At 69.7% G+C, this 26,078-nt stretch carries 24 protein-coding genes and 6 pseudogenes; 13 read left to right on the top strand and 17 right to left on the bottom strand.

Features of this window, described 5'->3' with window-relative positions; genetic code table 11:
- The 3 genes and pseudogenes from QMZ92_RS36185 to QMZ92_RS33795 all read right to left on the bottom strand — a co-directional run.
- On the bottom strand, positions 1 to 121 hold a 121-nt coding region (locus QMZ92_RS36185), incomplete at its 3' end, for a transposase (protein WP_502962202.1).
- A gap of 215 nt (positions 122 to 336) precedes the next feature.
- Positions 337 to 561, bottom strand: a complete 225-nt coding sequence (locus QMZ92_RS33800) for a hypothetical protein (RefSeq protein WP_283301449.1) — start codon at positions 559 to 561, stop codon at positions 337 to 339.
- A gap of 216 nt (positions 562 to 777) precedes the next feature.
- Positions 778 to 1,885 (bottom strand): annotated as a pseudogene (locus tag QMZ92_RS33795) (serine hydrolase domain-containing protein).
- 11 nt (positions 1,886 to 1,896) lie between these two features.
- Between QMZ92_RS33795 and QMZ92_RS36645 the strand changes: the two are divergent.
- A pseudogene (locus tag QMZ92_RS36645) lies at positions 1,897 to 2,344 on the top strand (transposase).
- 22 nt (positions 2,345 to 2,366) lie between these two features.
- On the opposite strand, the gene QMZ92_RS33785 reads toward QMZ92_RS36645, so the two are convergent.
- The 7 genes from QMZ92_RS33785 to QMZ92_RS33755 form a co-directional block, all read right to left on the bottom strand.
- A complete protein-coding gene (locus QMZ92_RS33785; RefSeq protein ID WP_283301447.1) occupies positions 2,367 to 2,684 on the bottom strand; it encodes a YqfO family protein in 318 nt (105 codons plus the stop codon).
- A 324-nt stretch (positions 2,685 to 3,008) separates the two neighbouring features.
- Positions 3,009 to 4,028 (bottom strand): Gfo/Idh/MocA family protein, encoded by a 1,020-nt coding sequence (locus tag QMZ92_RS33780; RefSeq protein WP_283301445.1) that lies wholly within the window; start codon positions 4,026 to 4,028, stop codon positions 3,009 to 3,011.
- Positions 4,025 to 5,077, bottom strand: coding sequence for a Gfo/Idh/MocA family protein (locus tag QMZ92_RS33775; RefSeq protein WP_283301443.1), 1,053 nt, complete (start codon positions 5,075 to 5,077; stop codon positions 4,025 to 4,027). The genes QMZ92_RS33780 and QMZ92_RS33775 overlap by 4 nt, the downstream gene beginning before the upstream one ends.
- Positions 5,074 to 5,757, bottom strand: coding sequence for an HAD family hydrolase (locus QMZ92_RS33770; protein ID WP_283301442.1), 684 nt, complete (start codon positions 5,755 to 5,757; stop codon positions 5,074 to 5,076). The genes QMZ92_RS33775 and QMZ92_RS33770 overlap by 4 nt, the downstream gene beginning before the upstream one ends.
- A gap of 77 nt (positions 5,758 to 5,834) precedes the next feature.
- The gene (locus QMZ92_RS33765; RefSeq protein ID WP_283301440.1) at positions 5,835 to 6,299 is read right to left on the bottom strand and encodes a PTS sugar transporter subunit IIA; all 465 of its coding nucleotides are present in this window, start codon (positions 6,297 to 6,299) and stop codon (positions 5,835 to 5,837) included.
- Positions 6,296 to 6,526: a PTS sugar transporter subunit IIB gene (locus QMZ92_RS33760; protein WP_283301439.1), complete on the bottom strand. Its 231-nt coding sequence runs from the start codon at positions 6,524 to 6,526 to the stop codon at positions 6,296 to 6,298. The genes QMZ92_RS33765 and QMZ92_RS33760 overlap by 4 nt, the downstream gene beginning before the upstream one ends.
- 207 nt (positions 6,527 to 6,733) lie before the next feature.
- Positions 6,734 to 7,462: a GntR family transcriptional regulator gene (locus tag QMZ92_RS33755; protein ID WP_283301437.1), complete on the bottom strand. Its 729-nt coding sequence runs from the start codon at positions 7,460 to 7,462 to the stop codon at positions 6,734 to 6,736.
- Positions 7,463 to 7,772: 310 nt separating this feature from the next.
- Between QMZ92_RS33755 and QMZ92_RS33750 the strand changes: the two genes are divergently transcribed.
- The 7 genes and pseudogenes from QMZ92_RS33750 to QMZ92_RS33720 all read left to right on the top strand — a co-directional run.
- Complete coding sequence (locus QMZ92_RS33750) at positions 7,773 to 9,008, top strand: PTS transporter subunit EIIC (RefSeq protein WP_283301435.1); 1,236 nt, start codon at positions 7,773 to 7,775, stop codon at positions 9,006 to 9,008.
- Between the two features lie 46 nt (positions 9,009 to 9,054).
- Positions 9,055 to 9,321 carry an HPr family phosphocarrier protein gene (locus QMZ92_RS33745; RefSeq protein ID WP_283301433.1) on the top strand — a complete coding sequence of 89 codons (267 nt, stop codon included), beginning with the start codon at positions 9,055 to 9,057 and terminating at the stop codon, positions 9,319 to 9,321.
- A gap of 17 nt (positions 9,322 to 9,338) precedes the next feature.
- Positions 9,339 to 11,006: a phosphoenolpyruvate--protein phosphotransferase gene (gene ptsP, locus QMZ92_RS33740; RefSeq protein ID WP_502962201.1), complete on the top strand. Its 1,668-nt coding sequence runs from the start codon at positions 9,339 to 9,341 to the stop codon at positions 11,004 to 11,006.
- A 1-nt stretch (position 11,007) separates the two neighbouring features.
- Entirely contained in the window at positions 11,008 to 11,787 is a 780-nt protein-coding gene (gene nagB, locus QMZ92_RS33735; protein WP_283301430.1) for a glucosamine-6-phosphate deaminase, read from the top strand.
- The gene (locus QMZ92_RS33730) at positions 11,787 to 12,749 is read left to right on the top strand and encodes an ROK family protein (RefSeq protein WP_283301429.1); all 963 of its coding nucleotides are present in this window, start codon (positions 11,787 to 11,789) and stop codon (positions 12,747 to 12,749) included. The genes nagB and QMZ92_RS33730 overlap by 1 nt, the downstream gene beginning before the upstream one ends.
- A 69-nt stretch (positions 12,750 to 12,818) precedes the next feature.
- Complete coding sequence (locus tag QMZ92_RS33725; protein WP_283301426.1) at positions 12,819 to 13,805, top strand: hypothetical protein; 987 nt, start codon at positions 12,819 to 12,821, stop codon at positions 13,803 to 13,805.
- A gap of 169 nt (positions 13,806 to 13,974) precedes the next feature.
- Positions 13,975 to 14,382 (top strand): annotated as a pseudogene (locus QMZ92_RS33720) (ATP-binding protein); the annotation flags it as partial.
- Here QMZ92_RS33720 and QMZ92_RS33715 read toward each other — a convergent pair.
- Genes QMZ92_RS33715 through QMZ92_RS33705 form a run of 3 tightly spaced genes read right to left on the bottom strand, consistent with a single transcriptional unit; the run spans position 14,358 to position 16,056 of the window.
- Positions 14,358 to 15,029 carry a multicopper oxidase domain-containing protein gene (locus tag QMZ92_RS33715; RefSeq protein WP_283301454.1) on the bottom strand — a complete coding sequence of 224 codons (672 nt, stop codon included), beginning with the start codon at positions 15,027 to 15,029 and terminating at the stop codon, positions 14,358 to 14,360. The pseudogene QMZ92_RS33720 and the gene QMZ92_RS33715 overlap by 25 nt on opposite strands.
- An 8-nt stretch (positions 15,030 to 15,037) precedes the next feature.
- A complete protein-coding gene (locus tag QMZ92_RS33710; protein ID WP_283301424.1) occupies positions 15,038 to 15,607 on the bottom strand; it encodes a cupredoxin domain-containing protein in 570 nt (189 codons plus the stop codon).
- Entirely contained in the window at positions 15,607 to 16,056 is a 450-nt protein-coding gene (locus QMZ92_RS33705) for an SRPBCC family protein (protein WP_283301422.1), read from the bottom strand. The genes QMZ92_RS33710 and QMZ92_RS33705 overlap by 1 nt, the downstream gene beginning before the upstream one ends.
- 212 nt (positions 16,057 to 16,268) lie before the next feature.
- Between QMZ92_RS33705 and QMZ92_RS33700 the strand changes: the two are divergent.
- A pseudogene (locus QMZ92_RS33700) lies at positions 16,269 to 17,472 on the top strand (IS110 family RNA-guided transposase).
- Between the two features lie 83 nt (positions 17,473 to 17,555).
- Here the strand turns inward: QMZ92_RS33700 and QMZ92_RS33695 are convergent.
- The 3 genes and pseudogenes from QMZ92_RS33695 to QMZ92_RS33685 form a co-directional block, all read right to left on the bottom strand.
- Positions 17,556 to 18,899: a carotenoid oxygenase family protein gene (locus QMZ92_RS33695; RefSeq protein ID WP_349307789.1), complete on the bottom strand. Its 1,344-nt coding sequence runs from the start codon at positions 18,897 to 18,899 to the stop codon at positions 17,556 to 17,558.
- Positions 18,896 to 20,179 (bottom strand): MFS transporter, encoded by a 1,284-nt coding sequence (locus QMZ92_RS33690; protein ID WP_283301420.1) that lies wholly within the window; start codon positions 20,177 to 20,179, stop codon positions 18,896 to 18,898. Before QMZ92_RS33690 ends, QMZ92_RS33695 begins: the two co-directional genes overlap by 4 nt.
- Positions 20,180 to 20,288: 109 nt before the next feature.
- A pseudogene (locus QMZ92_RS33685) lies at positions 20,289 to 20,790 on the bottom strand (transposase family protein); the annotation flags it as partial.
- A 33-nt stretch (positions 20,791 to 20,823) separates the two neighbouring features.
- On the opposite strand from QMZ92_RS33685, the gene QMZ92_RS33680 reads away from it, so the two are divergent.
- From QMZ92_RS33680 to QMZ92_RS33670, 4 genes are all read left to right on the top strand, one after another.
- Positions 20,824 to 20,985: a hypothetical protein gene (locus tag QMZ92_RS33680; RefSeq protein WP_283301456.1), complete on the top strand. Its 162-nt coding sequence runs from the start codon at positions 20,824 to 20,826 to the stop codon at positions 20,983 to 20,985.
- A 457-nt stretch (positions 20,986 to 21,442) separates the two neighbouring features.
- Entirely contained in the window at positions 21,443 to 21,688 is a 246-nt protein-coding gene (locus tag QMZ92_RS36640) for a hypothetical protein (protein ID WP_502962203.1), read from the top strand.
- The gene (locus QMZ92_RS33675) at positions 21,570 to 22,406 is read left to right on the top strand and encodes a transposase (protein ID WP_502962200.1); all 837 of its coding nucleotides are present in this window, start codon (positions 21,570 to 21,572) and stop codon (positions 22,404 to 22,406) included. Before QMZ92_RS36640 ends, QMZ92_RS33675 begins: the two co-directional genes overlap by 119 nt.
- Positions 22,407 to 22,454: 48 nt before the next feature.
- A complete protein-coding gene (locus QMZ92_RS33670) occupies positions 22,455 to 25,118 on the top strand; it encodes an AAA family ATPase (RefSeq protein WP_283301419.1) in 2,664 nt (887 codons plus the stop codon).
- Here QMZ92_RS33670 and QMZ92_RS33665 read toward each other — a convergent pair.
- A pseudogene (locus tag QMZ92_RS33665) lies at positions 25,115 to 25,867 on the bottom strand (IS630 family transposase); the annotation flags it as partial. The gene QMZ92_RS33670 and the pseudogene QMZ92_RS33665 overlap by 4 nt on opposite strands.
- Between the last annotated feature and the right edge of the window lie 211 nt (positions 25,868 to 26,078).

The raw sequence follows: 26,078 nt of genomic DNA, 5'->3' as shown, positions 1-26,078 counted from the left end.
CGTACCGGCCCTGATGGCCGCTGACCGAGGGGTGACCGGCCTTCCACGCGGTGATCACCGGCTCGACCAGCGACCACTGCTCGTCGGTCAGGTCGGTCTTGTAGGGCTTGCGCTCGCTCACGGCGACCAGCCCAGCACGCCCACGGCCCCCGACCGGCCGGGATACCGTCCTGCCACACATTCAGGTGACGACAAGTTACCTAAACACTCACATACCGCCCTCTCAGCTGACGATCGTCCATGCTTCCCCCTTCGTCGCTGCCAGCCGTCGGCCGTGTCCAGGTGTCCCTTCTGACGAGGTTTCCACCTGACCCATGACACTCCCGCACCTCTCAACTACCGTCGGCATGAGGCGAAGATCAGGAGCAGCAGGAACGCGATCCCGAGCATCGGGAGGCAGCCAGGGGAATGGGGGTTCTTCTTGTTGATCTCGACGCTGCCGCCGGGGACGAGCCCGGGGTGGCGGTCGGCATAGTGGGCGATTGAGACGTCCTCGGCGTCGGACTCGGTTGTCCACCGTGTGGTGAAGCCGCATTCGCCGCATCGGTAGCGGTACGCCATGTGAACTCCTGGATGTCGTAGTGCGGGGGGCGGAAGGGTGTGCGGGGCGACGGAGGCGGCGGTGCGCTCCGGACGACAGTCCGGGGGACTGACGGCCGCGCTACCGACACAGATGACCGGACGACATCACGGGAACCGCCGACCGGTCCGCGCGCATGGTGCCCGAAGCGCCTCACGAACGGCTGGCGGCAGCAGTCCGTGAGGCGCTTCACCACCTCAGAAGTTCTGCCCCGGTGTGTTCTCGCACAGGGCGGCGTCAAGCAGCGCGCTCAACTGCCGGCTCGGTGTGTTGACCTGGAACAGCGCGTTGGTCACGACCGACGCGTGTCGTCCTTCCTTGGTCACCAGGGTCTGCGAGAGGTAGCCCGGTACGCCGCCGCTGTGTCCCCACGCGACGGTGCCGCAGGACAGCTCTGCCCTGATGACGCCCAGGCCGTAGCCGCTGCCGACTGAGGCTTCCCACACCTTCTCCATCTCGGTCAGGCTCGCGGGAGAGACGAGCTCGCCCGAGGCAAGCGCCCGGTAGAAGGAGGTCAGGTCCTCCAGGGTCGAGATGATCGCGCCGGCACTGCTGTAGAGGGACGGGTCGTAGGTGAGTGCGGGCGTCCAGAAGTACAGGCCGCCCAGACGAGCGCCGTGGTATCCGTTGACTGCGGGAGCGGGCAGGGCGCGGTCGCCGGGGGGCGGGGAAGACCGTACGGCTGAGCCCCAGAGGCTCGATGACCCGGCCGGTGATGGCCGTGTGCACCGGCTGCCGCGTCATCTTCTCGATGAGCATGCCGAGGACGAGGTAGTTGGTGTTGGAGTAGGTGAAACCGGCTCCGGGTGCGGAGACCGGGGGACTGCTGAGCCCCTTGCGCACCGATGCGGCCAGGTCGTACGTACCGTCCGGGTTGGGCGTGGGGGTCTGGATGATCGGGTACGGGTTGTAGGCCGCGAGACCGCTGGTGTGCTGGAGCAGGTGGCGGACCGTGATGCGGGTGCCGTCGTAGCCGTTGCCGGAGACGACGCCGGGCAGGTAGCCGTCGATGGGTTCGTCGAGTGACACCTTTCCCTCGTCGACGAGTTGCAGTACGGCGACCGCGGTGAATGTCTTGGTCTGGCTGCCGATGCGGAAGTGTTCGTCGGACGCGATGGGCCGGTTGGTGTTGATGGTGCCGGTACCGACGGACAGTGTCCAGGCGTCGTCGCCGTTCCCGGCGTGGATGGCCGCACCCGGGCCGGCACTCGCGTGGAACGCCTTGAGCGCCGCGAGTGTGACCGGGTGGTCGTGCTCGGCGGGCTGGGCTAGGGCCTGTTGCGAAAGTGGATCTCGTTCGTTCATGATCACGTCCTGTGGGACGTGGGGATCTGACGAACGTCCAATGGGCCAGGCTCGAGCCGCTGCTGCCGCAGGGCATCAAGCCGGGCCGACCGCAGGTGTGGACGCGGCGGCAGCTGATAGACGGCATACGGTGGAGGACCCGGACCGGAGCTCCCTGGCGGGACATGCCTGAGCGTTACGGGCCGTGGGACCGAGTTTACGATCTGTTCCGGCGCTGGCAGCGAGACGGAACCTGGGCGAGGATCCTTACCTGCGGATCGGGTCCGCAACCGGCTCAAGCGCGGATCGCGCGGCGGGCGGCCACCAAAGTACGACAAGGACGACTACAAGCAGCGGCACGCCGTCGAGTGCGGCATCAACCGGCTCAAGCGCCACCGCGCCGTCGCCACGAGGTACGACAAACTCGCCGTCCGCTTCGAAGCAACCGTGCTGGTCGCAGCCATCAACGAATGGCTGTGAAGGGCACACCGGCCAACGTTGCTTACGGCTCGTACAGCGGCAGGAAGTGGATCACCGGTTGCTCGTAGGGATGGGCATCACGAACAGCCTGCTGGACGGCTCTGGCCTGAGCCGCGTCACAGACCGATTCGACCCGGCACTCTTCGCTGTGCTGTACGACGCCAACCTCGCCGTCGTACGGTTGCGCGCCAGGCATGGCCTGCCAGTTTCCGGTCACCTTCCAGATGCTGGAACACCGTGCGTACTCGCCAACCCGTCCTGCACCGGCCACATGGAGAGCCTCGATCACAGCCTCGGCATGACTCTCGGGGACGGATATCTCGATCTTCAGGCGTGTCATGCCTGGACCCTAGCAACCTGTGCGATCAGCACTTTCGCAACAGGCCCTAGACGGCACCTGGCAGACTCTTTCCACCCCCTCGGCCGGCGGACCACGAGGAGGTGGCGCGGCCGAGGTTGACACGGACGGTGGGTGTCGGTCTCCCTCCCGGGAGCCCTCCAGCAGGGAAGGAGCGTCCGCTCGTGGTGCTGCTCCGAGTCTCCTTGATCATCGGATCCGCTGTTGATGAGCCACTCCCCAGTCCGGTGACCGGTGCCTCGCCATGCGGGTCATGTGCTCCGCCGGTCGCTCCTGCTCGTCTTGGGGCGGCGTCTTGTGGGCCGGTCAGGTTGTTGTGATGGTGGCGGGTTGGCCGGTGTGGAGCGAGGCGTAGGCGGCGAGGGCGGTTTTGAGAGTGCGCAGTCCTGTCTCGCCGTCGGGGTGGGCGCGTTGTCCGGTGCGGGCGGCTGTGAGGAAACCCTCGAGCATGATGGCGTCGAGGTCGATGGCGGCGGGTTCCCAGCGGGTGGTGGCCTGGGTGGTGTCGTAGCCGGTGAGGAGTGGTGGGAAGGCGTCGAATTCCGCGAGGGCGCGCTCGCCGACGCAGGTGAGGGTGAGGCCGCCCCAGGTGGGGTGGGTGGCGGGATGACTCCAACTGCAGTCGATGGTGGCGACGAGGCCCCGCGGGTAGGTGAGGGTGACTAGCCCGGCGGACTCCGCTTCCGGTCCGTCGGTGCTGGAGGTGAGGAGGGAGTTGGCGACGGCGTGGACGTGGGTGGGCTGCTCGCCCTCCAGCAGGACGTCCAGGAGGTCCGCGATGTGCAGGGTGTGGTCCATGATGGCGCCGCCTCCGGCGAAGGCCGGGTCGGCGAACCAGGGGCGTTCCAGAGCAGGAGGAGAGGAGTTGTTGGTGCCGTGGACGCTGAGGAGGGGCCCGAGGGCGCCGTCGGACAGGGCGTGCCGGAGGGCTGCGAAGGCCGGGTGGAAGCGTACGGGGTAGGCGGTCATGAGGCTCACGCCGGCCCGCTCGCAGGCGTCGATCATTGCGCGTGCGTCGTCTTCGGTGGTGGCCAGGGGTTTCTCGCACAGGATGTGAGCACCTGCGGCGGCGGCCAGCTCGACGAGTGTGCGGTGGCGGGCGTTCTCGCTGGTGACGATGACGGCCCGGGGACGCTCTGCGAGGGCCTCGTCGTAACCGGCCCGGTAGGTGGCACCGAGTTCGTCGGCCAGGGCCTTGCCGCGTGTGGGGTCGCGGGGATCGGCGTCGGGGTCGGTCACGATGAGCTCGATGTCGCTTCGGTCACGCAGCAGTTGGACGTACGTCGCTGCGTGAACGTGGGCGAAGGACAGGAGGGCGACCTTCATCGGGGGCTTCCTTCCGTGAGCGTGCGCGGGGCTGCGTCGTGGACGGCGACGGCCAGCCCGGTAGCTGCGGAGCGGCGGGCGGCTGCGGCGATCTTGACGGCCGCCACACCGTCCAGGGCGTTCACCCGCGGGGCGGGGCCGCCCTGGAAGGCGGTCGCGAGCTCGCGGATCTGGGCGGTGAAGGGGTCCTCGCCGAAGTCGCCGGTGGGTACTGCGCCGGCTTCGGAGCCGGCTGTACCGGTCAGGCGCAGGGACGGGTGGGCGAGGGAGTCGTGGGTGAGGGTGCCGTTGGAGCCGGCGACGTGGAAGGTGTAGCGGAACGGAGTGGCGGGCGGGCCCCACACACCCAGGACCTGGGTGATCACGCCGGAGTCGTGGGTGAGGGTGGCGCTGCCGGTGGCCACGGGTCCCTCGGAGGCGGAGGCGGAGGCGGAGGCGGAGGCGGAGGCGGGGGTGGCGCGGTGGCCGCACTGGGTGGCGTGGATGCTGACAACCTCCCCGAAGAGCCACCTGGCGATGTCCATGTCGTGGAGCATCTGGTCGGTGACGATGCCTCCCGAGAGGGCGGTATCGGCGAACCAGGGGCTCCACGTGGGATAGCGGCCGGTGCGGGTGAAGCGGGCCACGGCCGGGCGCCCGAGCGCCCCGGACCCGATGATGCTGCGGAGGCGGGCATAGGCGGGGAAGAATCGCACGACGTGTCCGGGGTAGAGCAGACGTCCGGCCTTGTGGGCGGCTTCGGCCATCTCCAGGGCGTCTGCCGGAGTCAGGGCGAGGGGTTTCTCGCACAGGACGTCCGCTCCTGCCGCGAAGGCGGCCAGGGCGATGTCGCGATGGGTGGTGGTGGGGGTGCAGATGTCGGCGACCGACGCCCCGTCCAGGGCTTCCTCGAGACAGGCGGCCTCGGTGAGGCCGAACTCCTCTGCGAGCAGCCCGGCTTGATCGTCGGTGGAGAAGATGCGGATCCGTGCTCCGAGGGCGATCCAGGCCGGCAGGTGGGTGCGGGCGATGAATCCGGCACCGATCACGGCCACGTCGAGTCTTTTCATGCTTTGCTCTCCTCGTCGTTGCGTCCCGCAGCCGGGGAGTGTGCTCTGAGGGCGCCGCTGATGCTGCGCACGCTTGCGGCGGTGAGATCGGGGACGGTCCAGCGCGCGCCGGCCAGGGTGAGGTCGGCCGCGGCGGTGGTGGTGGTGACGCCGACGATGTCCCGGACACCGGCGGCGACCAAGGCGCTGACTCCCGACAAGGAGTCCTCGAAGGCCAGGCAGTGCGCGGGCCGCGCCCGCAGGGCGGTACAGGCCCTGAGGTAACCCTCTGGGGAGGGCTTCCCGGACGTGGTGTCCTCCGCGGTGATGACCACGTCGACCAAGTGCCCTACGCCGAGCACCTTGTCGAGGAGGTGCTGGGCCCACAGCGCACCGGCGCTGGTGATGACGGAGACGGGATACTTCACACGCAGCCGCCGGATGAGTGCGGCAGCACCGGGAACGACCTCGACGCTGCCGGCGTGTTCCAGAGTGAATGCGGTCATGGTGGACAGCACGGCTTGTGCGTCGGCGCCCGTCCAGGGCCCGGGAACGCCGGCGACGACGTCACTGGGCCGTCGCCCCATGTACTGCTGCTCGTAGTCGGCGTCGGTCACCTCGACGCCCCATGTGTCGAAGAACGCCTGCCAGGCCAGGCGGTGGACCTCTTCGCTGAGGACCAGGGTGCCGTCCAGATCCATCAGGACCGCTTCGCACGGAGGACGGGAGCCGGGCCCCTGGCTGCCGGGCCTCTTCGGGGGACGGTCGCCGGCCGTTGTCACAGCGCCGCCCAGCTGAACAGCAGGGCCCCGGCCGGTACCGGGCCGGTGACGGACGGTGGCTGCGTCGATCCGGGCCGGCTGTCGAGGACCACGATCGGGCAGATTGCGGACAGGCCGTGTGCCCGGACCGTGCACGGCTCGAAAGTGATCACAGTCCGGCCGACCTCTACCTGCTCCCCTGCGGCCACATGCGCGCGGAACCCTTCTCCCCTCAGCCGCACGGTGTCGATGCCCAGGTGCACGAGGACGGCCGCCCCGCTGCTGGTACGGATCACGAACGCATGCGGGTGCAGGGTGGCGACCGTGCCTGCGACCGGCGCCACGACGTCGACGGGCCCGGCGTCGTGGGGAGGCTCCACGGCCACTCCCGAGCCCACCATGTGAGCTGCGAAGACCGGGTCGGGGACTTTGCCGAGTGCCGCGAGGGTCCCGGACAGCGGGGCGTAGACGGCAAGACTCACAGCAGCTCCTTGATGTCCTCGGCCAGGGAGTCCGCCTCGGGGCCGACGACCACTTGGACGACTCCGGCCGACACCAGGACCCCGTGGGCGCCCGCTTTCTTGAGGGCGCCCAAGTCAACGACGCCCGGGTCGTTCACTTCGGTGCGCAGTCTGGTGATGCAGGCCTCGATGTCGGCAATGTTGTCTGCTCCTCCGAGCCCGTCGACGATGAGTCGGGCTTTGGACATGGGTGCCCCCTCCTGTTCAGCGGATTGATGCGGCGCCGCGCCGAAGTGACGACCACGCCGCAAGCGAATTGGTAATTACCAGTTATGACCAGGAGGGTAGCCCTGGGATGTCGTCGCAGGCAAGCGGTAGCATCATGCACATGTCAAGTCCGACCCGTGTCAATGCATGGGCAACCCCCGCCCGCCGGGATGTCCCCGGGCCGGGATTCAGTGCTCGGTGAGGGTCATGTGCAACTGGTAACGGTCGGCGCGGAACCATGAGTACGCGTGCTCGACGGGCTGCTCGCCGCTGTAGGCGATCCGGTCGAAGGTCATGACGGCAGTGCCCTTGCGGATGCCCAGGAGGGCGGCGGTCTCCGTGGAGGCCGACCCTGCCCCGACCGTCTGCTCCGCACGGTCGATGGGATATCCGAACCGTGAGCCCAGGGTGTCGTAGATCGAGGCGGTGAAGTCCACGCTGTCCAGCTCCGGCAGAAGGTCGGCGCTGTACCAGGCGTCCTCGACGCAGATGGGCGTCCCGTTTGCCAGCCGGAGGCGGCGGACGTGCCATGACTGCTGCTTCTCGGTCATCTGGAGAGCTGCGGCGGTGGCTGAGGTGGGGGTCTTCTTGTCAGTGGAGAGTACGACGGTGCCCGGCTCCAGGCCGAGTCGGCGCATGTCCTCGTGGAAGGAGGCCAGGCCGAGTTCTGAACGGTGTGTCCGCTCGGCGACGAAGGTGCCGCGCCCGTGTACCCGGACGGCCAGTCCTTCGGCCACGAGCTGACTGAGGGCTTCGCGTACTGTCACCCGGCTGACCCCGTGGTCGAGGCACAGCTGCCGCTCACTCGGCAGTGCGTCGCCGGGGGAGAGCTGGCTGGTGCACATGTCGACCAGAATCGCGCGCAGTTGTGCGTGCTTGGGCACCATGCCTTTGGCGGCGATCTGCTGTGTAGCCACTGCGACCCCACTCTCGGTTCCGGGAGGCTTTGTCGCACCCCTCTGACTGGTTACTACCAGTATGCAGCATGCGCCAGGCCTCGATCTCATCACGGCGGCGCCTGCGCCCGCTCGGGGCGGATTGCATGCCCCGCGGCGTTCTGCTGCCTCGAAGCATTGACATGCCCCGGGTGCAGGGTCATGCTGAGGGCGAACTGGTAATGACCAGTCAATACCAGAGCTGAAGTTCGGCCCAACGGGCAGCTCCGGGCTGCTGCGTTCCCGTCCGGCTCTCCGCGTCCCGCCCCCTGCACACGCCTTTGAGGTTGTCATGAGCACCAGTACATCCACGTCCGCAGGCCGCCGTCCGGGCCTTGCGGGTCTGCAGAAACTCGGCCGTAGCCTGATGCTGCCGATTGCCACGCTTCCGGCCGCGGGTCTGCTGCTGCGGCTGGGGCAGGACGACGTCCTGGGCCGCTTCCCCGCACTGCAGGACACCGCGCACGTCATCTCGGCCGCTGGTGGAGCGTTGTTCACGCATCTGCCGTTGATCTTCGCCGTCGGGATCGCGATCGGGTTCGCGAAGAAGGCCGACGGCTCCACCGCACTGGCCGCGGTGGTGGGATATCTCGTGCTGGAAGGCGTTTTCAAGGCCATGTCGCCGGTCGTCCTCGAAGGCCGGAAGGATCTCGCGGGCGAGCAGGCGGTGGTCAATTTCGGGGTCCTGGGCGGTATCGTCGTCGGCTTGCTCGCCGCCGTGCTGTGGCAGCGCTTCTACCGCACCGTGCTTCCGCCCTATCTGGGCTTCTTCAGCGGACGCAGACTCGTCCCCATCCTCACCGCGGTGACCGCACTCGTCGTCGGCGTCCTGATGAGCCTGATCTACCCATTGTTCAACAGCGGTCTCACCGCGGTCGGCGAGGCGGTCGATGAGAACAGCATCGTCGGCGGCGGTATCTACGGAATGGCGAACAAGCTGCTCATCCCGCTGGGCCTGCACCACATCCTGAACTCCGTCGTGTGGTTCATCATCGGCGACCACAACGGCACCCACGGTGACCTGAACCGGTTCTTCGCAGGGGACCCCGAGGCGGGCATCTTCATGACCGGCTTCTTTCCGATCATGATGTTCGCCCTTCCCGCCGCAGCCCTGGCGATCTGGCGCGAAGCCCGCCCCGAGCACCGCAAGGCCGTCGGCGGGATCATGCTCTCCGCCGGACTCACCAGCTTCCTCACCGGCATCACCGAGCCCATCGAGTTCGCCTTCCTCTTCGTCGCCTGGCCCCTGTACCTGGTGCACGCCGTGCTGACCGGAACGTCTCTCGCCCTGGTGAACGCCCTCGACATCCACCACGGGTTCACCTTCTCCTCCGGTCTCATCGACTACGTACTCAACTGGGGCAAGGCCACCGACCCGCTGCTGCTGATTCCCATAGGCCTGGGCTACGCCGTCCTCTACTACGTGCTGTTCCGCTTCGTCATCCGCCGCTGGAACCTGCGTACCCCCGGCCGCGAGGAGGACAACCCGGAGGCCGATCAGGAGCGCCAGCCCCAGCCCGCGGCCTGACACGGCCCCACGCACTTCGACAGCCCCTTCGAAAGGAAAACCGTCCATGGCGCAGCGCGTCGTCTCCATCGGCTCACACAACGGCCTGCACGCCAGGCCCGCCGCCGTCTTCGTCCAGGCAGCCTCCCAGGCGCCGCTGCCGGTCACGATCGCCGTCGACGGCCGGCCCCCCGTGGCCGCCGACAGCATGCTGGGCGTCATGACGCTCGGCGCCGGCTACGGCGACCGGGTCACCTTGACCGCAGAAGGCCGGCAGGCGGAGACCGTCCTCGAGGAACTGGCGGCCCTGCTGAGCAAGGAGCTCGACGCGTGAGCCCCACTTCGATCACGATGACCGGCTACGGCGTCAGCCCCGGGGTGGCATGTGCACCCCTGGCCCGCATGACGCCGCCGGTCATCACCGACCCCGACGAAGCACCGGGTGAGAACCCCGCCCACGAAGTCCAGCGGGTACGCCAGGCCCTGACCGAAGTGGCCGCGCAACTCTCCGCCATCGCCACAGGCGGCACGGCAGGCGCCGTCCTGGAGGCCGGCGCCGCCATGGCCGGCGACCCCGCCCTCATCCAGGCCGCCGCCCACCACATCGGCCAAGGCGTGCCCACCGCCCACAGCCTCTCCCTCGCGATCGACGCCTACTGCACCCAACTTGAGCAAGTCGGCGGATACATGGCCGAACGCGCCGCCGACCTGCGCGACATCCGCAACCGCACCGTCGCACTCCTGATGGACGTACCCATGCCCGGCATACCCCGTCCAGGACACTCGTTCATCCTGGCCGCAGAGGACCTCTCCCCGGCCGACACCGCGCGGCTGGCCGGTGGTGACGTGGTGGGCCTGCTCACCGAGAAGGGCGGCCCGACCGGACACACCGCCATCCTCGCCCGCGCACTCGGTCTGCCCGCGGTGGTCGGATGCCCCCGGGCCGGCACCCTTCCGGACGGCATCCCCGTCCTCCTCGACGGCCGGGCCGGCACCGTCGAGGCCCACCCCTCGCCCCAACGTCGGCAGCAAGCCCTCGACGACGCCCGGACCCGCACGCAGCCCCGTACCAAGGGGCCGGGCCGCACCGCCGACCGTCACGCCGTTCAGCTCCTGACCAACATCGGCACCCCCGCGGACGCCTTCCGCGCGGCACAGGCCGACAACGAAGGGGTGGGGCTGTTCCGTACCGAGTTCCTCTTCCTGAACCGTGGCGAACCCCCCACTCTCGAGGAACAGATACGGGCCTACTCCCAGGTCTTCGACTCCTTCGAGGGGCGTACGGTGACGGTGCGCACCCTGGATGCCGGCTCCGACAAGCCCCTGCCCTTCCTGCACCTGCCCCGTGAGGACAATCCCGCTCTCGGGCTGCGGGGGCTGCGCACGGCCACGCTGCGGCCGGGCATCCTCGAAACCCAGCTCGCGGCCCTCGTTACGGCACAGCGCCGCACCAGTGCGCGGATGAGGGTGATGGCGCCGATGGTCGCCACCGCCGAGGAAGCCGCCCACTTCGCCGGCCTCGCCCGCAGCTGCGGCGTGCAGACCGTCGGAATCATGATCGAAATACCGTCAGCGGCCCTTCTCGCGCACGATCTGCTGCCTCATGTCGACTTCGCCAGCATCGGTACCAACGACCTGGCCCAGTACAGCCTGGCCGCCGACCGGACCTCCCAGGCCCTCGGCCATCTCCTGGACCCCTGGCAGCCGGCCCTGCTCACCCTGGTCGCCACGGTGTGTGGCGCGGCCGAGGCCCTGGGTCGGCCCGTGGGTGTCTGCGGAGAGGCGGCCGCCGATCCGCTGCTGGCGCTCGTTCTGGCCGGTCTCGGGGTGAGAGGCCTGTCCATGGCCGCCCCGGCCGTCGCCGACGTCCGCGACGCGCTCGCCGGGCTCACGCTGGAGCAGTGCCGCAGCCTGGCGGCCGCCGTACTCGACGCCACCAGCCCTGCGACGGCACGTGACACCGCCCGGGAGATGAGCGAGACATTCTGCGCGGTGGCCCCGAACGGCGAGGGGCCGTGACATGGAGGTGGTGATCCGCCCGGACGCGGAGGACGCCGGCCGCACGGTCGCCGGCATCGTCCACCAAGCGCTCGCGGAGGGCGTGAGAACGCTGGGGCTGGCCACGGGCTCCTCACCCCTGGGGGTCTACCGGGACCTGGCCCGGCGCCACCGCCACGAGGGCCTCAGCTTCAGCGGCGTCGAGGCTTTCCTGCTCGATGAGTACGTTGGACTCCCGGCCGCCCATCCGCAGTCCTTCGCCCAGGTGATACGACGCGAGCTGGCCGACCATGTCGACCTCGACCCCGCGCGGCTGCACCTGCCCTCCGGCACGGCACCCGACCCGGCTGCGGAAGCCCGCCGCTTCGAGCGCTGCCTCACCGAGGCAGGGCCCCTCGGGCTGCAGATACTCGGAATCGGGGTCAACGGCCACATCGGTTTCAACGAGCCGGGCTCCTCACTGGCCTCACGCACCCGGCTCAAGACCCTCACCGACGACACCCGCCGCGACAACGCCCGCTTCTTCGGGGGCATCGAGGACGTTCCCCGCCACGTCATCACCCAGGGACTCGCGACGATCGGCGAGGCGTCCCACCTCGTGCTGATCGCCACCGGTCCGCACAAGGCCCGCGCGGTGGCGGCTGCCGTCGAAGGCCCCGTCACCGCGGCCTGCCCCGCCACGGTCCTCCAGCTGCACCCCCACGTCACGGTCGTGGTGGACGCGCTCGCCGCCTCCCAGCTGGAACAACGGGCCTACTACCGCTCCATTGCCCGCCACAAGCCCGCCGGACAAAGGTACTGATGACACGCCCCGCCCCTGTTGTCGCCGTCGATCTCGGCGGCACCACGATCAAGGCAGCCCGCTACGACGCCCACGGGACGGCCGAGGAAACGCTGCGACTTCCCACACCCTCACCGAAGGGACCCGACGCCGTCGTCGCCGCGGTCGTGCAGGCGGCCACGGCCCTCATCCGCCCCGGCACCAGGGCCGTCGGCCTCTGCGCTCCAGGGCTGATCGACACTGACGCCGGAATCGTCCGCTTCGCATCGAACCTCGGCCTGCGCGACACACCCCTGGCCGCAGCCGTGGCCGCCGCCGTGCACCTGCCCGTCACCCTCGAGCACGATGTGAGGGCCGCCTGCCTGGCGGAGCGGCAGCTCGGGCTCGGCGCTGGCGTGAGCGACCTGCTCGTGGTCGTGCTTGGCACCGGTCTGGCTGCCGGCATCGTCAGCGACGGCCGACTCATACACGGCGCAAGCGGCATCGCCGGGGAGTTCGGCCACATCCCCGTGCACGCCGACGGCGAGCCGTGCCCCTGCGGCCAGCGCGGATGCGTCGAGGCCTACGCCTCAGCCGGCGCCCTGGTCCGCCGCTACCGCCGCACCGGCGGCAGCGCGGACACCGCCGCCGACATCACCGCACGCCTCGACACCGACCCGGACGCCGCCCGCGTCTGGGCCGAGGCGACGGACGCCCTCGGCAGGGCGCTCGCTGCCTCGACGGTCCTGCTCGACCACCAGCGCATCGTCCTGGCGGGCGGTATGGCAGCGGCCGGAGACCTCCTCACGGTCCCGGTCCGCCGGAGCCTGCAACGGGGACTGGCCTGGCGGACCGCACCAACGGTGGAGATCTCTCCTCTCGGTGCGGACGCCGGGCTCCTCGGAGCAGCTCTGTTCGCCGTGACGGCCACAGACACGACCTCCGTCCTGGGGGGAGTCTGCCGGGACGCCCCCGCTGAGGCACAGACACCTCGCACGGCCTGACCGCTTTCCTGCGGCAGCGGCCCGGCGCCCGCTGACGCACGGACACAACGGAGGAAGGAGCAGGTGACCATGTGGCCCCGAAGACGACAGAGACCACCCCGCCGACTGTGCCCACAACTGGACGACAGCCAGCTCACCCGCACTCTGACCCACCTCGAAGCCCAGATCGCCGCCCAGGGCGACAACCTGGCGGAAGCCAACGACCGCGGCGCCCTCACGTACCCCATCGAGCAGGTACTGCGCGATGCGGCAGACGACTGGGACCGGCGCATGCACCGCCTGCTCGTGCTCAGCACCATCCCCGAAGCCTCCGTGCTCGCCAGCCAATGGCGAAGCCGGGACCCTGCCGGCGCCGACGCCCTGCTCCTCCAGGTCTTCGCCGACATCCACAGAGCCCGCGCCACCGGTACGGCTCTCGACATCGATGCCACCATGCGTCTGTGCCGGCACGCAGCGGCGCTCGCGCCCCCGGACCCCGCCCCCTGGGTTGCCATGCTCAGCTGCCACCGGATGCAGCGGGCCTCCGGCGCGGCGGTGCAGCCCGTGTGGGAGGCCGTCAAAGAGCGCGACCGCTGGAACCGGGAAGCACACCGCGAGATGCTGGGCTACGTTTCCCCGGAGGAATGTGGATCCAGTGCCCTGACCGTGCAGTTCCTGGACTCCGTCACCATGGCCGCGCCCCCCGGAGCCCCCGTGGCGGCCCTCAGCCTCACCCACTCCCTCACCCGGTACCGCAGAGCTCTGGCAGCCGGCGGGATCGAAGCGCTGACCGCACACCGGCACTGGAACCAGCCGCACGAACGGGCCCTTGTCGACCAAGCTGCCGCGACCTGGCCGCAGCCCGGATTCCTCGCACACGCAGCAGCACTCGCCGACCTCAACCTTCTTGCCTACGTACTGACGAAAGCCACGCGCCCGCGCGACGCCTGGCCGGTCTTCGAGGCCATGTCGGCGGTGGCCACCGCCTGGCCGTGGGAATTCGACGGTGATCCGTTGGAGCAGGTGCAGGAGTCCCACCGCCGGGCTTTCCGCGCCCGGATCCGGAGCGGCCGCTGATGCATGCGATCCCCCTCCGCGCCGTTTCGCCCTGAGGCCTGCCGAAAATCTTCTTGGACCCAATTGACAACTTCTCCACCCTGGGTTCAATCTGGTCATATCTGGTTATTACCAGTTTGGGGTGGGGTCGGAGACCGCTCGGCCCCCACGCGGAAGGCGCGAGGTTGTCATGACTACCCAAGTACTCCCTGGACCGACCGGGCCGGTGCAACTGCTCGACGCGGATCCCGGCGCCGCGGCCCCCGGTTCCGGTCAGGCCCAGCGCCACGGACTCTTCTGGCCCGACACGGATGACAAAGAAGCCAGGTACCTCGTCCTGGTGGGCGCCGGCGCCGAAGACGTCAGCCGGATCCGCCGCCTGGCACACGACTTCCTGGCGTGTCTGCGAGTGCCGCCCTCGGCATGCGAAGACGCGCTTCTCATCATCTCCGAGCTGGTCACCAATGCCGTCGTCCACGCTCTTCCGCCGGCAGCCCTGCGAGTCCGCTGTACGCGATGTGGCGCCCTTCGCATCGAGGTCACCGACGGCGGCTCCCAGTCCCCCCTGCCGTCTCACGCCGACTCGGAGGACGAACACGGTCGCGGGATGTTCATCGTTGCCGCCCTCGCCACTCGGCACGGCACCGTCACGCGCGAAAGGGGCGCCATGCGATGGGCTGAACTGTGTCCTTGACTACGGCTTCCACCTGCCCAGGGATGGCCTGGTTTGTGGCTCCGAGACCATGCACACGGCAGGAGACTCGACACAACGAGCGGCTGTCCTACCTCGTCACCGCTCTCGCCGGGTGCGACGTTGAGGGTGTCGGTCCACCAGGTGCTGCCGGTGACCGCCTCGCCGTTGCGCGAGATCACCCGGATCCGGTGGCCGTGCAGGTGCATGGGATGGCCGATGATCCCCCGAGCGGTGATTCGCATCCGCACCCGGTCGCCCTCGCTGACCATCAGGGTCGGCACGGCCGGGGAGAGGCGGCAGCTGATCGTGTCCGTGTAGGTGAACGAGCCCCCGCTGAAGCCGGAGCCGTTGTCCAGAACGAGGCCGAAGCCACGGTCGTAGGGGCCGCCTTCGGGCTTCGGGCCGGTCCGCTTGCCATACGACAGGCGGTCGAAGAGATCGCCCTGCTCCGGCGCGGCGGGTTCGGCACGCCCGTCGGGGCTGAATGCGAGGGCCGCCTCGTTGGGGATCTCGGAGGTGTCCAGCCGTAGCGTCACCACGCTGTCCGGCATGGTGAAGGTCACGTCGTAGCGGCGCCGGCAGCGAGGAACAAGTCCGTGCCCGGCTTCAGCTCTCCCGGCTCGCCGATCGGGTTGCCGTCGTGGGCGGTGACCCGGAACGGCGTGCCCCCGAGCAGGATCCGGTGCGGCTCCTTCGAACGGTTGATCAGCCGCAGCACCACCGGCCGGCCGGCCGGGACGGCGCGGAGCTCGGCGATGCCGGCTGTGCCGAAGGCCCCGATCAGGTCCTCCTTGCCCGGCCACAGGTGGGTGAACACGTTGTGCTGGTGTGCGCGGCGACGGCACTGCGCCGTATCAGCGCCCAGACCAAAGGCAGCGCCACGACCCGGCAGACCGAGCAGGAAGCGGTGGGCGACCAGCTGCCCCCCGCTGGTCGCCAGCAGCAGGAAAGCGGCCGCCAGCCGGGCTGCGGCGACTGCGGCGGCGACGTACAGGACGACCGGACGCCGCCGCGCCTGGGGCGGTGCGGACCGTGGCTGTCGGCGGCCTGCCCGGCGGCCCAGCAGGCCACCGGTGATCGCCAGCACGAGGGCCAGGAGCAGATCGGTGAGGACGAGAGGCTCGGCCACTACTCCGCTGCCTTCTTCAGGGCCTCGAGCCAGGTGACGAGCGAGTCGTCCAGCGCGGCCGCGAGGTTGTCCCGGTCGGCGTCGATCGGCGCGCCCGCCCAGGACTCCCGGGTGCGGACCACGACGTCGTCTCCGTCCTCGGTGAAGGTCCACTCGTGCACGCCGGTGATGCCGTGCGCGGGCCCGCCCCACAGGATGCGGTACGGGGCATCGACCGAGTCGACCGCGTAGACGGTGGAGTCGATGGACAGGCCCGCGGTCTCCCAGTGGAAGGTGGCGCCGGGCGCAAGGGGGCCGTCGAGCCGGGCCTCGGTGATGGCGGACTGCCAGACGGGCCAGAACCGGATCCCGGTGTGCAGCTGCCAGACCCGCTCGAGAGGAGCGGAGATCCGGATGGTGTGGTCGGCGATGACGGGGGCGTTCTCGTCGACGGTCGTGGGGTAGGTCATGGCGTCTCCGTGAGTTGTTGGTCGGCCCGGGAGGGCCGGGTGTGGCTTATGGCTTCTTGCCTTCAGTGGCTTCCGAGGAGTGGCTGCCCGGTTCTCCGGGGCGCCCTGGCTGCTGATTGAGATGTGCGCGCTGTGTGCGGTCGCTGATTACGGAGATGACAGCGGGGTGTTCCTCGGGCCGACGGCATGCCGTGTGGATCGACGAGGGGCGAGTGAGCGAGCGACGGGCCCGGGTATGGGCCGGCGTCGATGCCGGTAAAGGCCACCATTGGGCGGCTGTGGTCGACGAGGCCGGCGCGACCTTGTGGTCGAAGAAGATCGACAATGACGAGACGGCGATCCTGACCGTCATGGGCGAGATCCTGGACCTGGCCGACGAGGTGTCCTGGGCGGTGGACGTCTCCGGCACGTCCTCCGCACTGTTGCTGGCCCTGCTCGCGGCCAACGGTCAGCGGGCCGTTTACGTGCCTGGCCGCACGGTCAACCGTATGTCGGGCGCCTACCGGGGTGAGGCGAAGACCGACGCCCGCGACGCCTACGTGATCGCCGAGACCGTCCGCCACCGCCGGGACTTCGCCACTATCGACGTGCCCGCCCAGCTGGCCGCCGATCTGGCCCTGCTGACTGCCCACCGCTCCGATCTGGTGGCCGACCGGGTGAGGATGATCAACCGTCTGCGTGACGTGCTCACCCGGCATCTTCCCCGCACTTGAGCGGGCTTTCGACTACTCCGCGCACAAGGGCGCGCTGGTTCTGCTGACGGGATACCAGACCCCGGCGGCGATCCGCCGCCGCGGCCGGGCGAGGCTGACGGCCTGGCTGGCAAGCCTCAACGTCCGGGGCGCCGATGCCGTTGCCGCGACCGCGCTGGAAGCGGCGCAGGCCCAGCAGACCGCGCTGCCCGGCGAGGACGTCGCCGCGCAGATCGTGGCCGACCTGGCCGAGCAGATCCTGGCCCTGGACGACCGGCTGAAGCGGACCGACGAGCAGATCCGCGAGACGTTCCGCAGCCACCCGCAGGCCGGGATCATCGAGTCCCTGCCCGGCATGGGCCCGATACTCGGCGCCGAGTTCGTCGTCGCGGCCGGCGACCTGTCGGCCTACGCCGACGCCGGCCACCTCGCCTCCGCGGCCGGGCTCGTGCCCGTCCCGCGTGACTCCGGGCGCCGCACCGGCAACCTGCACCGGCCCAAGCGTTACAGCCGCCGTCTGCGGCGAGTGGTCTACATGTCCGCGCAGACCAACATCATCCGCGAGGGACCGAACCGGGACTTCTACCTCAAGAAGCGCGGCGAGGGCTGCAAGCACGTGCAGGCCGTCATCGCCCTGGCCCGCCGACGGGCCAGCATGCTGTGGGCCCTGCTGCGTGACGGGCGAGTCTTCACCTCCGCCCCGCCGGTCACGCAGGCGGCATGACTTCGTCATTGAGACTCCTCGGTGTCCGGGCCCCGGGCCGCCGCTGCGGGGGAGCCAGCGGCGTCCCGGGCGGCTTGGGTGGGTCAGGCGGGCGTCCCGGTGTCGGGGATCCAGTTGCCGTGGATGCCGGCGGGCACTCTGCGGGGGAGTTCGACGGTGGCGATGGTGCTCAGGTCGCCGGCGTCCAGGACGAGGAGTTCCGAGGCGTCGGCCGTGAGGTCGCTGACGATGGTGAGCAGGTAGCCGTCGTCCTCGGCGGTCCCCCCCTCAGCGGGCGTGAAGACGGCTTCGCCGGGCATCCGGCCTTCGCCGTGTGCGAGGAGCTTCTCCTGCCCGGTCCGGGTGTCGAACTTGACGGTGTGGTAGCCGGACAGGCCCGCTCCGGGGAAGGCGATGGCGTAGCTGTAGCGGTGGGCCGTTCCGGTGTGGGCGTCGTTGATCGACGGGAACTCGGTGGCCAGGTCGTTGAGCGACTCGGTGGTGACCTTGCCCGTGGCCGGGTCCACGATCCACCGGTGGAGGGTCGAGCCGGCGTCGGGGCTGGTGCCGTAGCCGGGTGCGCCGACCCACCACTTCCACGAGTTCTCCCAGGCGGAACGGTCGAAGCGCGGTGCTTCGAGGACGATCCGGCCCTGCGTGTCGGTGTGGGCGTTGGCGACGTGGAGCAGTGCCGCCTGGTCGGGCGCCTCGAACCAGGTGGTCCTGCCGCCGGCGCGGGACATCACGCCGATGCGCAGGGGGACGTCGTCGTGCCAGCGGTAGGGGATGCCGGAGTGCTCGGCGTGGTCGAAGACCACCGGTGAGTTGATGAAGACGACGTGTTCGCGGGTGAGGGCGAAGTCGTGCATGAGCGAGGGGCCTGAGCCGTCGACGACCTCCGACCTGACGATGGCGCCGGAGGCGTCGGCCACGTAGTAGGTCAGGTAGGGCGGGAAGGGGCTGTAGCTGAAGAAGTGCAGTTCGCCGGTCTCGGGGTCCTCCTTGGGGTGGGCGGTCATCGAGCTGGTGAGTTTGCCGCCGAAGTCGTGGACGCCGATCGTGTCGAGGTCGGCGCTGACCTCCCAGGGCAGGTTGGCTTCCTGCAGGGCCAGGTAGCGGCCCCCGTGGAAGATGATGTTGGTGGCGGCGGCGCTGACGTCGAGTTCGGTTCCGGTGAACGGCACGCCGTCCAGGAAGGGGGTGCGTACCCAGCGGTTGCGGTACCACTCGGCCCGGCCACCGGCCAGGCGGATGCCGTGGATCATGCCCTCGCCGCGGAACCAGTGGGTGGGGGTGATGCCCGGCTTGGGGTTGTGGCCGTTGCGGAAGTAGCGGCCGTTCAGCTCGGGCGGGAGGGTGCCGCGTACGTTCAGCCCGCGGCTGGTGATCTCGTCGGCGACGGGGGTGAAGTGGCCGCTGATGTAGGGCTTTTCGAGGGGCATGGTCATGCCTTTCGTGTCGCGAGTGCCGAGATGAGCAGGGTCAGGGCGGCGCAGGCGAGGAAGGCCGCACCGGGGGAGGGGAGCAGGGTCAGGAAGGACAGGCCGATGGCTCCGCCGACCTGCCGGGTGGAGTTGACCAGTCCGCCGGCCAGGCCGTTGTCGGTGGCCGTGACGCCTGTGGAGGCCATTGCGGTGAGCCGGACGAAGGCCACCCCCAGGCCGGTGCCGATGAGGAGCGTCGGGCCGAGCAGGTCCACGGGGAAGGTGCCGTCGGCGGGGGTACGGGACAGCCAGGCCAGTCCGGTCGCGAGGACCAGCAGGCCCGAGGGGAGCACATGGCAGCCGGACCTCTTGCCGGCGGCCCACGAGGAGAGGGTGATCATGAGGGCGAGAGGGAGCTGGGTGAGCCCGGCTTCCAGGGGCGAGTAGCCGAGGGTGCGCTGCTGGTAGAGGGGCAGGAAGTAGAACAGGCCGAGCCAGACCGCGCCGAGCAGGGCCATCAGCACATTGGGCGCCGCGACCACGCGCATGCGCGCCGGCAGCAGAGGGTCGGCGGCACGACGCTGGAGCACCGCGAACAGGCCGAGCAGCGCCAGGCCGATCACGGCGAGCGGCCAAGGACCTGACAGGCCGTAGGCGAGCGCGGCCAGACCTGCCGTCACCGTCACCGCGCCCGGCGCGTCCAGGCTTCCGCCGCGTGGCGGGTCGGCCCCGACCAGCAGGCGGGTGGCGACCAGGACGGCCACGGCCAGGGGCGCCATCACGACGAACACCGCACGCCAGCCGTACAGGCTGGTGAGAAGCCCGCTCAGCAGCACGCCCGCCGCCCCGCCGGCGCCGGAGACCGCGCCCCACATTCCGAGCGCGACGCCACGCCGCTTCCCGTCGGGGTAGAGCGTCAGCACGAGGGCCAGCGCCGTGGGCGCCAGCAGCGCGGCCCCGACCCCCTGCACGCCTCTGAAGGCGATCAGCAGGGTCGCCGTGGGCGCCAGTGCCGCGCCCAGGGACGAGAGGCCGAACAGGCCGGCTCCGAGCAGAAACACGCGGCGAAGCCCGTAGGCGTCGCCTGCCCGCCCGCCCGGCAGCAGCAGCGCGCCGAAGGCCAGCACGTAGGCGTTGACCGTCCATGCCTGGCCCGTGTCCGACAGATCGAGCCCGGCCCGGATCTGGGGCAGGGCGACGTTCACGATCGACGTGCTCAGCACGACCAGGAACTGTGCTGTGGCCAGGACCGCCAGCGGCATCCAGCCGGTGGTGGTGGTCCGTTGCGGTGCGGTGCGGGTCATGGCTCGACGCTCGCAGCGGGCGCGTACCGCTCGCGTCGGTAGTCATTGCCTATACGACTGCGTGCGGCAGACCCGTAGGCGTGTTCCGGGAGCTGTCAGTGAGCCTCTTTCAACTTGAATAGTTCCAGGTCAGCAGGGTGTGGACGGCTTCGGCGATGGTGCCGATGCGGCGGGTGGAGCATCTGGCTCTTCGTAGGAGCCGCCAGGACTTCAACTGCGCGAAGGCGCGTTCGCCGGGAGCTCTCAGTCGGGCGTGGTCGCGGTGAACTGCTGGTAGTGCTCGGTCTGTTCGCGGTGGTGGTAGTACGGGGTACGGAAGGTGGCGCCGGCGCCCTGGTGGGCACGGTCTGCCAGGACGAGGATCTGTCGGGTGGGGCAGGCCTGGACGCCCGGACCGCGGTCAGGTCGTGGGTCCTGCCGGGCGTCGCGCGGGAGAACCAGAGCGGTGTGCCGTCGGGATGGGCGATGACCTGCACGTTCATGCCGTGCTTGCGGTGCTTCATCGAGTAGTACGGCTCGTCCGCGCGGATCCGGTCGGTGGGGATCAGGGTGCCGTCGACGATGGCGTGGTCGTCTTCACCGAGGCCGGTGAGGGCTTCGTGGAGGCCGGGTGTCCGGGCCGAACCCCGAGCCGGAGCGCAAGAGTGGCAAGAACGGTCAACCCCGTCCTCACCTTCGGCGAGCAGTCGAGCATCCTCACCCAGCCCGCCGAGGTCTGCGCTGTCTTCAGCCTGCCCGGCCGGGACCACCATGTTCGGCACCGCGATCGGCACTACCTCGACGTGATGCACAAGCACACGGCTTGATATCGTTGATTCCACAGAATGATGTGGTTGACCCGGCCCTCCACCGGACCGGAGTTCCAGCAGGTGGTCAGGCCCTGGACGACGGCGTCCCAGTCCTTCTCCAGGCCGGTGGCGAACGTGTGGAGTCCGGGCAGATCCTCGGCGCGGCTTGCGGTGACCCAGTCTTTGAGGTGCTGGTCAGAGCATGTTGTGAGGATCTCGGCGAATGTGAACCGTTCCGGGTTCGGTAGGAACTCGATCGTTTGAGAGGATCGAGTTGACCATCCGTCCTGGCGCCGCGAGTGGATGCCGATCGTCGCGAAGAGCGACGGCCTCTACCTTGATCTTTAACGTGTGTCGTCGAACGGTGCGTCGTACGTGATCACTCGGCTCGCTATACGCCGTACGCGGAAGCAGCCTTCGTCCGAACATCTACTCCGACCAAGGAGCACACACGTCCAGCGCGAAGGCCGTGAGGATGAGTCTGCTGCATCAGTACGCCCGGCGAGAGTCATTGGCCGAACTGTCACGCTTCCGGGTCGAGTTCCACTCCTGCCTCACCGCCCGTTCGGACGCCTTGTCCGAACGCACCGACTCGACTCTGCGTGGTGACGGACCGGTGGGATCACTGGCCGAGCTGTCGCTGGTCGGCGAACACCCCAGTGGGCACGGAGGACTCTACGCGACCCTCGCAAAGGGCCGGGTCGACGCGGACCGGATGTGACGGACTTTGCCTCGCTGCCGCTGCCGCTGACGGCCGGCTGGTCCTCGCCGTCGATGTCATCTGCTGGCTGCGGTCGGACGCCCACACCGCACCGCAGCGGATCCTGTGCCGCACCTACGGCCGGGGAAGGACCAGCAGATTCCCGTTCCCGGGTGGCCGTACTCGACCGTCTTTGCGCGCTGGAACCCGGCCGCAGGTCGTGGACGGCACCGCTGGATGCGCTCCGCCTGGCACCCGGCGACGACACCGCGACCGTCACCGCACGGCAGTTGCGGGACCTGGTCGAGCGGCTGACCACCGCAGCCCAGTGGCTGGCCGGCGACCCCGACGTCCCGTCATCGCGGACGCCGGCCACGACGCACCCCGCCTGGCCCGTCTCTTGCGGGATCTGCCGGTGCAGGTACTGGCCAGGATGCGCTCGGACCGTGTCCTGCGCAGGCCGGCCCCGCGGCAGCCACACACCAGGGGCCGGCCGCCCCGGTCCGGCGGCGAGTTCGTCTACGGCCAACCCGGTACCTGCTGGAGCGCTCGTCCCACGCGGGCGGCGTGTCGTCGATTCTGGTCATCGCGCGAAGCGTCTCTGGTCATCGCGCCCAAGGCCGGGCATCTGTCGACGGCCCCAACCCGCTCCACCCAGCTTCTTGTCCGGCAGGTCGCCACAGCGATCCAGCGCCGGTGGGCCGCCCAGCATGCTCCCGGACATGCCCTGGGCGACTGAGGACGTTCCCGGATTCCTCTGCCGCGTACGACCGCATAGGTTTCGGACATGCTCGAGACACACACGGACGTGCTGATTGGCCGTCAGGATGAGACACGCCGGCTCGACGCCCTGCTCCGAGCGGCACGGGAGGGCCGGGGCGGCGCTCTGGTCCTGCGCGGTGAGGCGGGCATCGGCAAGAGCGCGCTGCTGCGGCGCCTCGACGAGGCGGCGACCGGATTCCTCATCATGCAGGCCTCCGGCGCGGAGTTCGAGACGGAACTGCCGTACGCCGCGCTGCACCAGTTGCTCGCGCCCGTCACCGGCCGGCTGACGGCGCTGCCCGCGCCGCATCGCAACGCCCTGCAGATCGCCTTCGGCCTCGACACCGGCACACCCGACCCGTTCCTGGTCGGCGTCGCGTCGCTGGGCCTGCTGGTGGAGACCGTACGGGAGCGCCCGCTGCTGTGCGTCGTCGACGACGCACAGTGGCTGGACCAGGCATCGGCCAGGGCCCTCGCCTTCCTCGCCCGCCGCGTCTCGGCCGAGTCGATCGCTCTCGTGTTCGCCGCGCGCGAGCCGAGCCGTCGGCCCGAGCTGGACGAACTGCCCAGCCATGTGCTGCAGGGTCTCGGAGAGTCGGAAGCCCGCGCACTGCTGGCCGCGGCGGTCCGCGCCCCGCTGGACGAGCGGGTCCGCGACCGGATCCTGGCCGAGGCGCGCGGTAACCCCCTCGCCCTGGTCGAGCTTCCCAGGACCGCCGGACTCGCCGGGATGGCAGGCGGATTCGCCCAGCCCGACTCGGTACCCGGCGTCATCGAGCAGAGCTTCCGCTCCCGGCTGGAGCTCCTGACGCCGGCCGCCCGGTTGCTGGTGACCGTCGCCGCCGCCGACCCGATCGGCGACCCCGGCCTACTGTGGCGCGCGGCCGAACTCCTGGGCATCGACGCGGACGCCGCCGCCCAGTCCGTCCTGCTGGTCGAGTTCGGCACCCGGATCCGCTTCAGCCACCCCCTCGCCCGCTCCGCCGCCTACCGCGCAGCGGCCCCGGAGGAGCGGCACAGGGCGCACGAAGCGCTGGCCGCCGCGATAGACCCGGCCGTCGACCCCGACCGGCGGGCCTGGCACCGCGCCCAGGCCAGCGCCGGCCCCGACGAGCAGGTCGCCGCCGAGCTCGAAGCCTCCGCCACCCGTGCCCAGGAACGTGGCGGCGTCGCGGCGGCGGCCGCTTTCCTCGAACGCTCCGCCGCCCTCACGATCAACCCGGCCCAACGCGCCGATCGGGTGCTCGCCGCCGTCCAAGCCAAGCTCTCCGTAGGCGACTTCAATACGGCAGCCGACCTGCTCACCACCCTCCGGACCGACGAACCCAGCCAGGCCGCCCGAGCCGACCTCCTCCGCGGCAGGCTGTCCTTCGTCCGCCGCCGCGGAGACGAAGGCCCTACCGAGCACCTCCTGCGCGCCGCGGCTCGGCTGAGCGCCACCGACCCTGCCTGGTCAACGGATTGCTACCTGGACGCCATCGAGATGGGCCTGCTGCTCGGCGGCCTCGACCAGGTGGTGGAGGCCGCACGGAGCACCCCGCCGTCGACCGAGCCGGCATCCGGCGCGGCTGCGGTCCTGACCGGCCTGATCAGCCTGGTCAGCGATGGACATACGGCGGCGGGGGAGATCCTCCGACCGGTTCTCGCCGACACCGACCACGATGTGTGGACAAGGCGACCGTCACTGGGCTTCATGGTGGCCACCGAACTGTGGAACTTCGACGCCCTGCACGCCATCGCCACCCGTGCCGTCGCCGCCGGCCGCGAGTCCGGCTCCTTCCACGCGCTGCCCATCGGACTGGCCATGCAGGCCACCGCGGCCGCGCACACGGGCGACTTCGGCGCCGCGATGGAACTGATCTCCGAGGAAGAGGCCATCGCCGACGCCACCGGCGTGGCGCCACTGGTCTACCCCCGCCTCCATCTGGCCGCGATGCGCGGGCGACGCAAGGAAGCCGTCGCACTGTTCGCGTCGGTGGACCACCGCATGAGCCTCAGCGTGCAGTGGGCGACCGCTGTACTCAGCAACGGCTTGGCCGATTACCCCGCCGCGTTGAAGGCAGCGAAGCAGGCAGTCGAGTACGGCGCCGTCGGCACTGCGGGTCTGGCCCTGCCGGAGATGGTCGAGGCAGCCATACGGTGCGGCGAGACCGAGGTCGCCGCCACAGCCCTCTCGTGCCTCCAAGAGCGCACACAGGCCGGCCGGCACGCGTGGGGACGCGGCATCGAGGCCTGTGCGCGGGCCCTCGTCACCGAGGACGAGTCCGCCTACCAGGAGGCGATCGACCTGCTCGACGACAGCGCACTGGTCGTCTACCGTGCCCGGGCACACCTGCTGTACGGAGAGTGGCTGCGCCGCCAGGGCCGACGGCGCGACGCCCGCTCCGCATTGCGGTCGGCACACGAGGTGCTGTCCGACCTCGGCCTCGAGGCGTTCGCCGATCGCGCCGCCGGCGAGTTGCGCGCCACGGGCGAGCAGGCCCGCAGCCGCGCGTCGAAGGCATCGGACCAGCTGACGATGCAGGAGGTGCACATCGCACGCCTGGTCGCCGATGGCGCCACCTCCAAGGAGGTGGCGGCGAAGCTGTTCCTCAGCCCCCGGACCGTCGACGCGCACCTGCGCAACATCTTCCGCAAGCTCCAGCTCACCTCACGAAGGCAACTGCGAGACCTGCCCGACATCCGCTAGTGTCCTGCGCCGGAGATCCGTCGGCAGTATCGGGCGAGGGATTCGAGGATCTCCTCGGCGGTCTTGGTCCAGATGGACGGCTTGGGTTCTGCGTTCCAGTCCTTGACCCGGGCGGGGATGTCGGCTTCGAGAGTCTGGACGTTCTTGTGGGTGCCGCGGCGGATATTCTGGGCAGGCCAGGAAGCCGAAGCACCGCTCGACCTGGTTGATCCTCGAGGAGCCGGTCGGGGTGAAGTGCATATGAAAGCGGGGGGCTTGGACAGCCACGTCCTGATCGCGGGTGTCTCGTGGGTGCCGTAGTTGTCACAGATCAGGTGGATCTGCAGATGCGCCGGCACTTCCTTGTCGACCTTGATCAGGATCTTCTTGAACTCCGCAGCCCGTGCCGGCGGTGCAGGGAGCTGATGACCTCGCCGGTGGTGACATCGTAGGCGGTGAACAGCGTGGTCAGGCCGTTGCGAACGTAGTTGTGGGTCCGCCGCCCGGGCATGCCCGGCATCATCGGCAGCACAGGCTGGGAGCTATCCAGGGTCTGGATCCGGGACTTCTCGTGCACCGAGAGGACCACCGCACTCAGGCGGGTTCAAGTGCGGCCCGGCGGCGTCGTAGACCTTCTCCACGAACAACAGGTCCGTGGACAACTTGAAGGTGTCCGTCAGATGCAGCTTGAGCTGAAACTTCCGCCAGATCCGGCCGACGGTGGACTTCGACAGGCCACTGTGCTCCGCCATCGACTTCCGCGACCAGTGGGCCACGACGCGGCACCGGCACCCCGGCAGGAGAACTCATACGAGATCTAGTACTGCAACGGTCTTTGGTGTGACGGTGGTTTGGGTTCTGGTGGGGTGTGGCCTCGTCGTTTGTAGTGACAGATGCGGGCTTGGTGCTGGCGTCGGCGGCGCCAGGTGGACCAGTGCAGGACGTGGAGGACGGCTGGTCGGGGCCCTGGAGCGAGGCGGG

It is taken from the genome of Streptomyces sp. HNM0645 (genome assembly GCF_030056615.1).
Lineage (GTDB): Bacteria > Actinomycetota > Actinomycetes > Streptomycetales > Streptomycetaceae > Streptomyces > Streptomyces marianii.
This window is presented reverse-complemented; position numbering and strand designations above follow the sequence as displayed.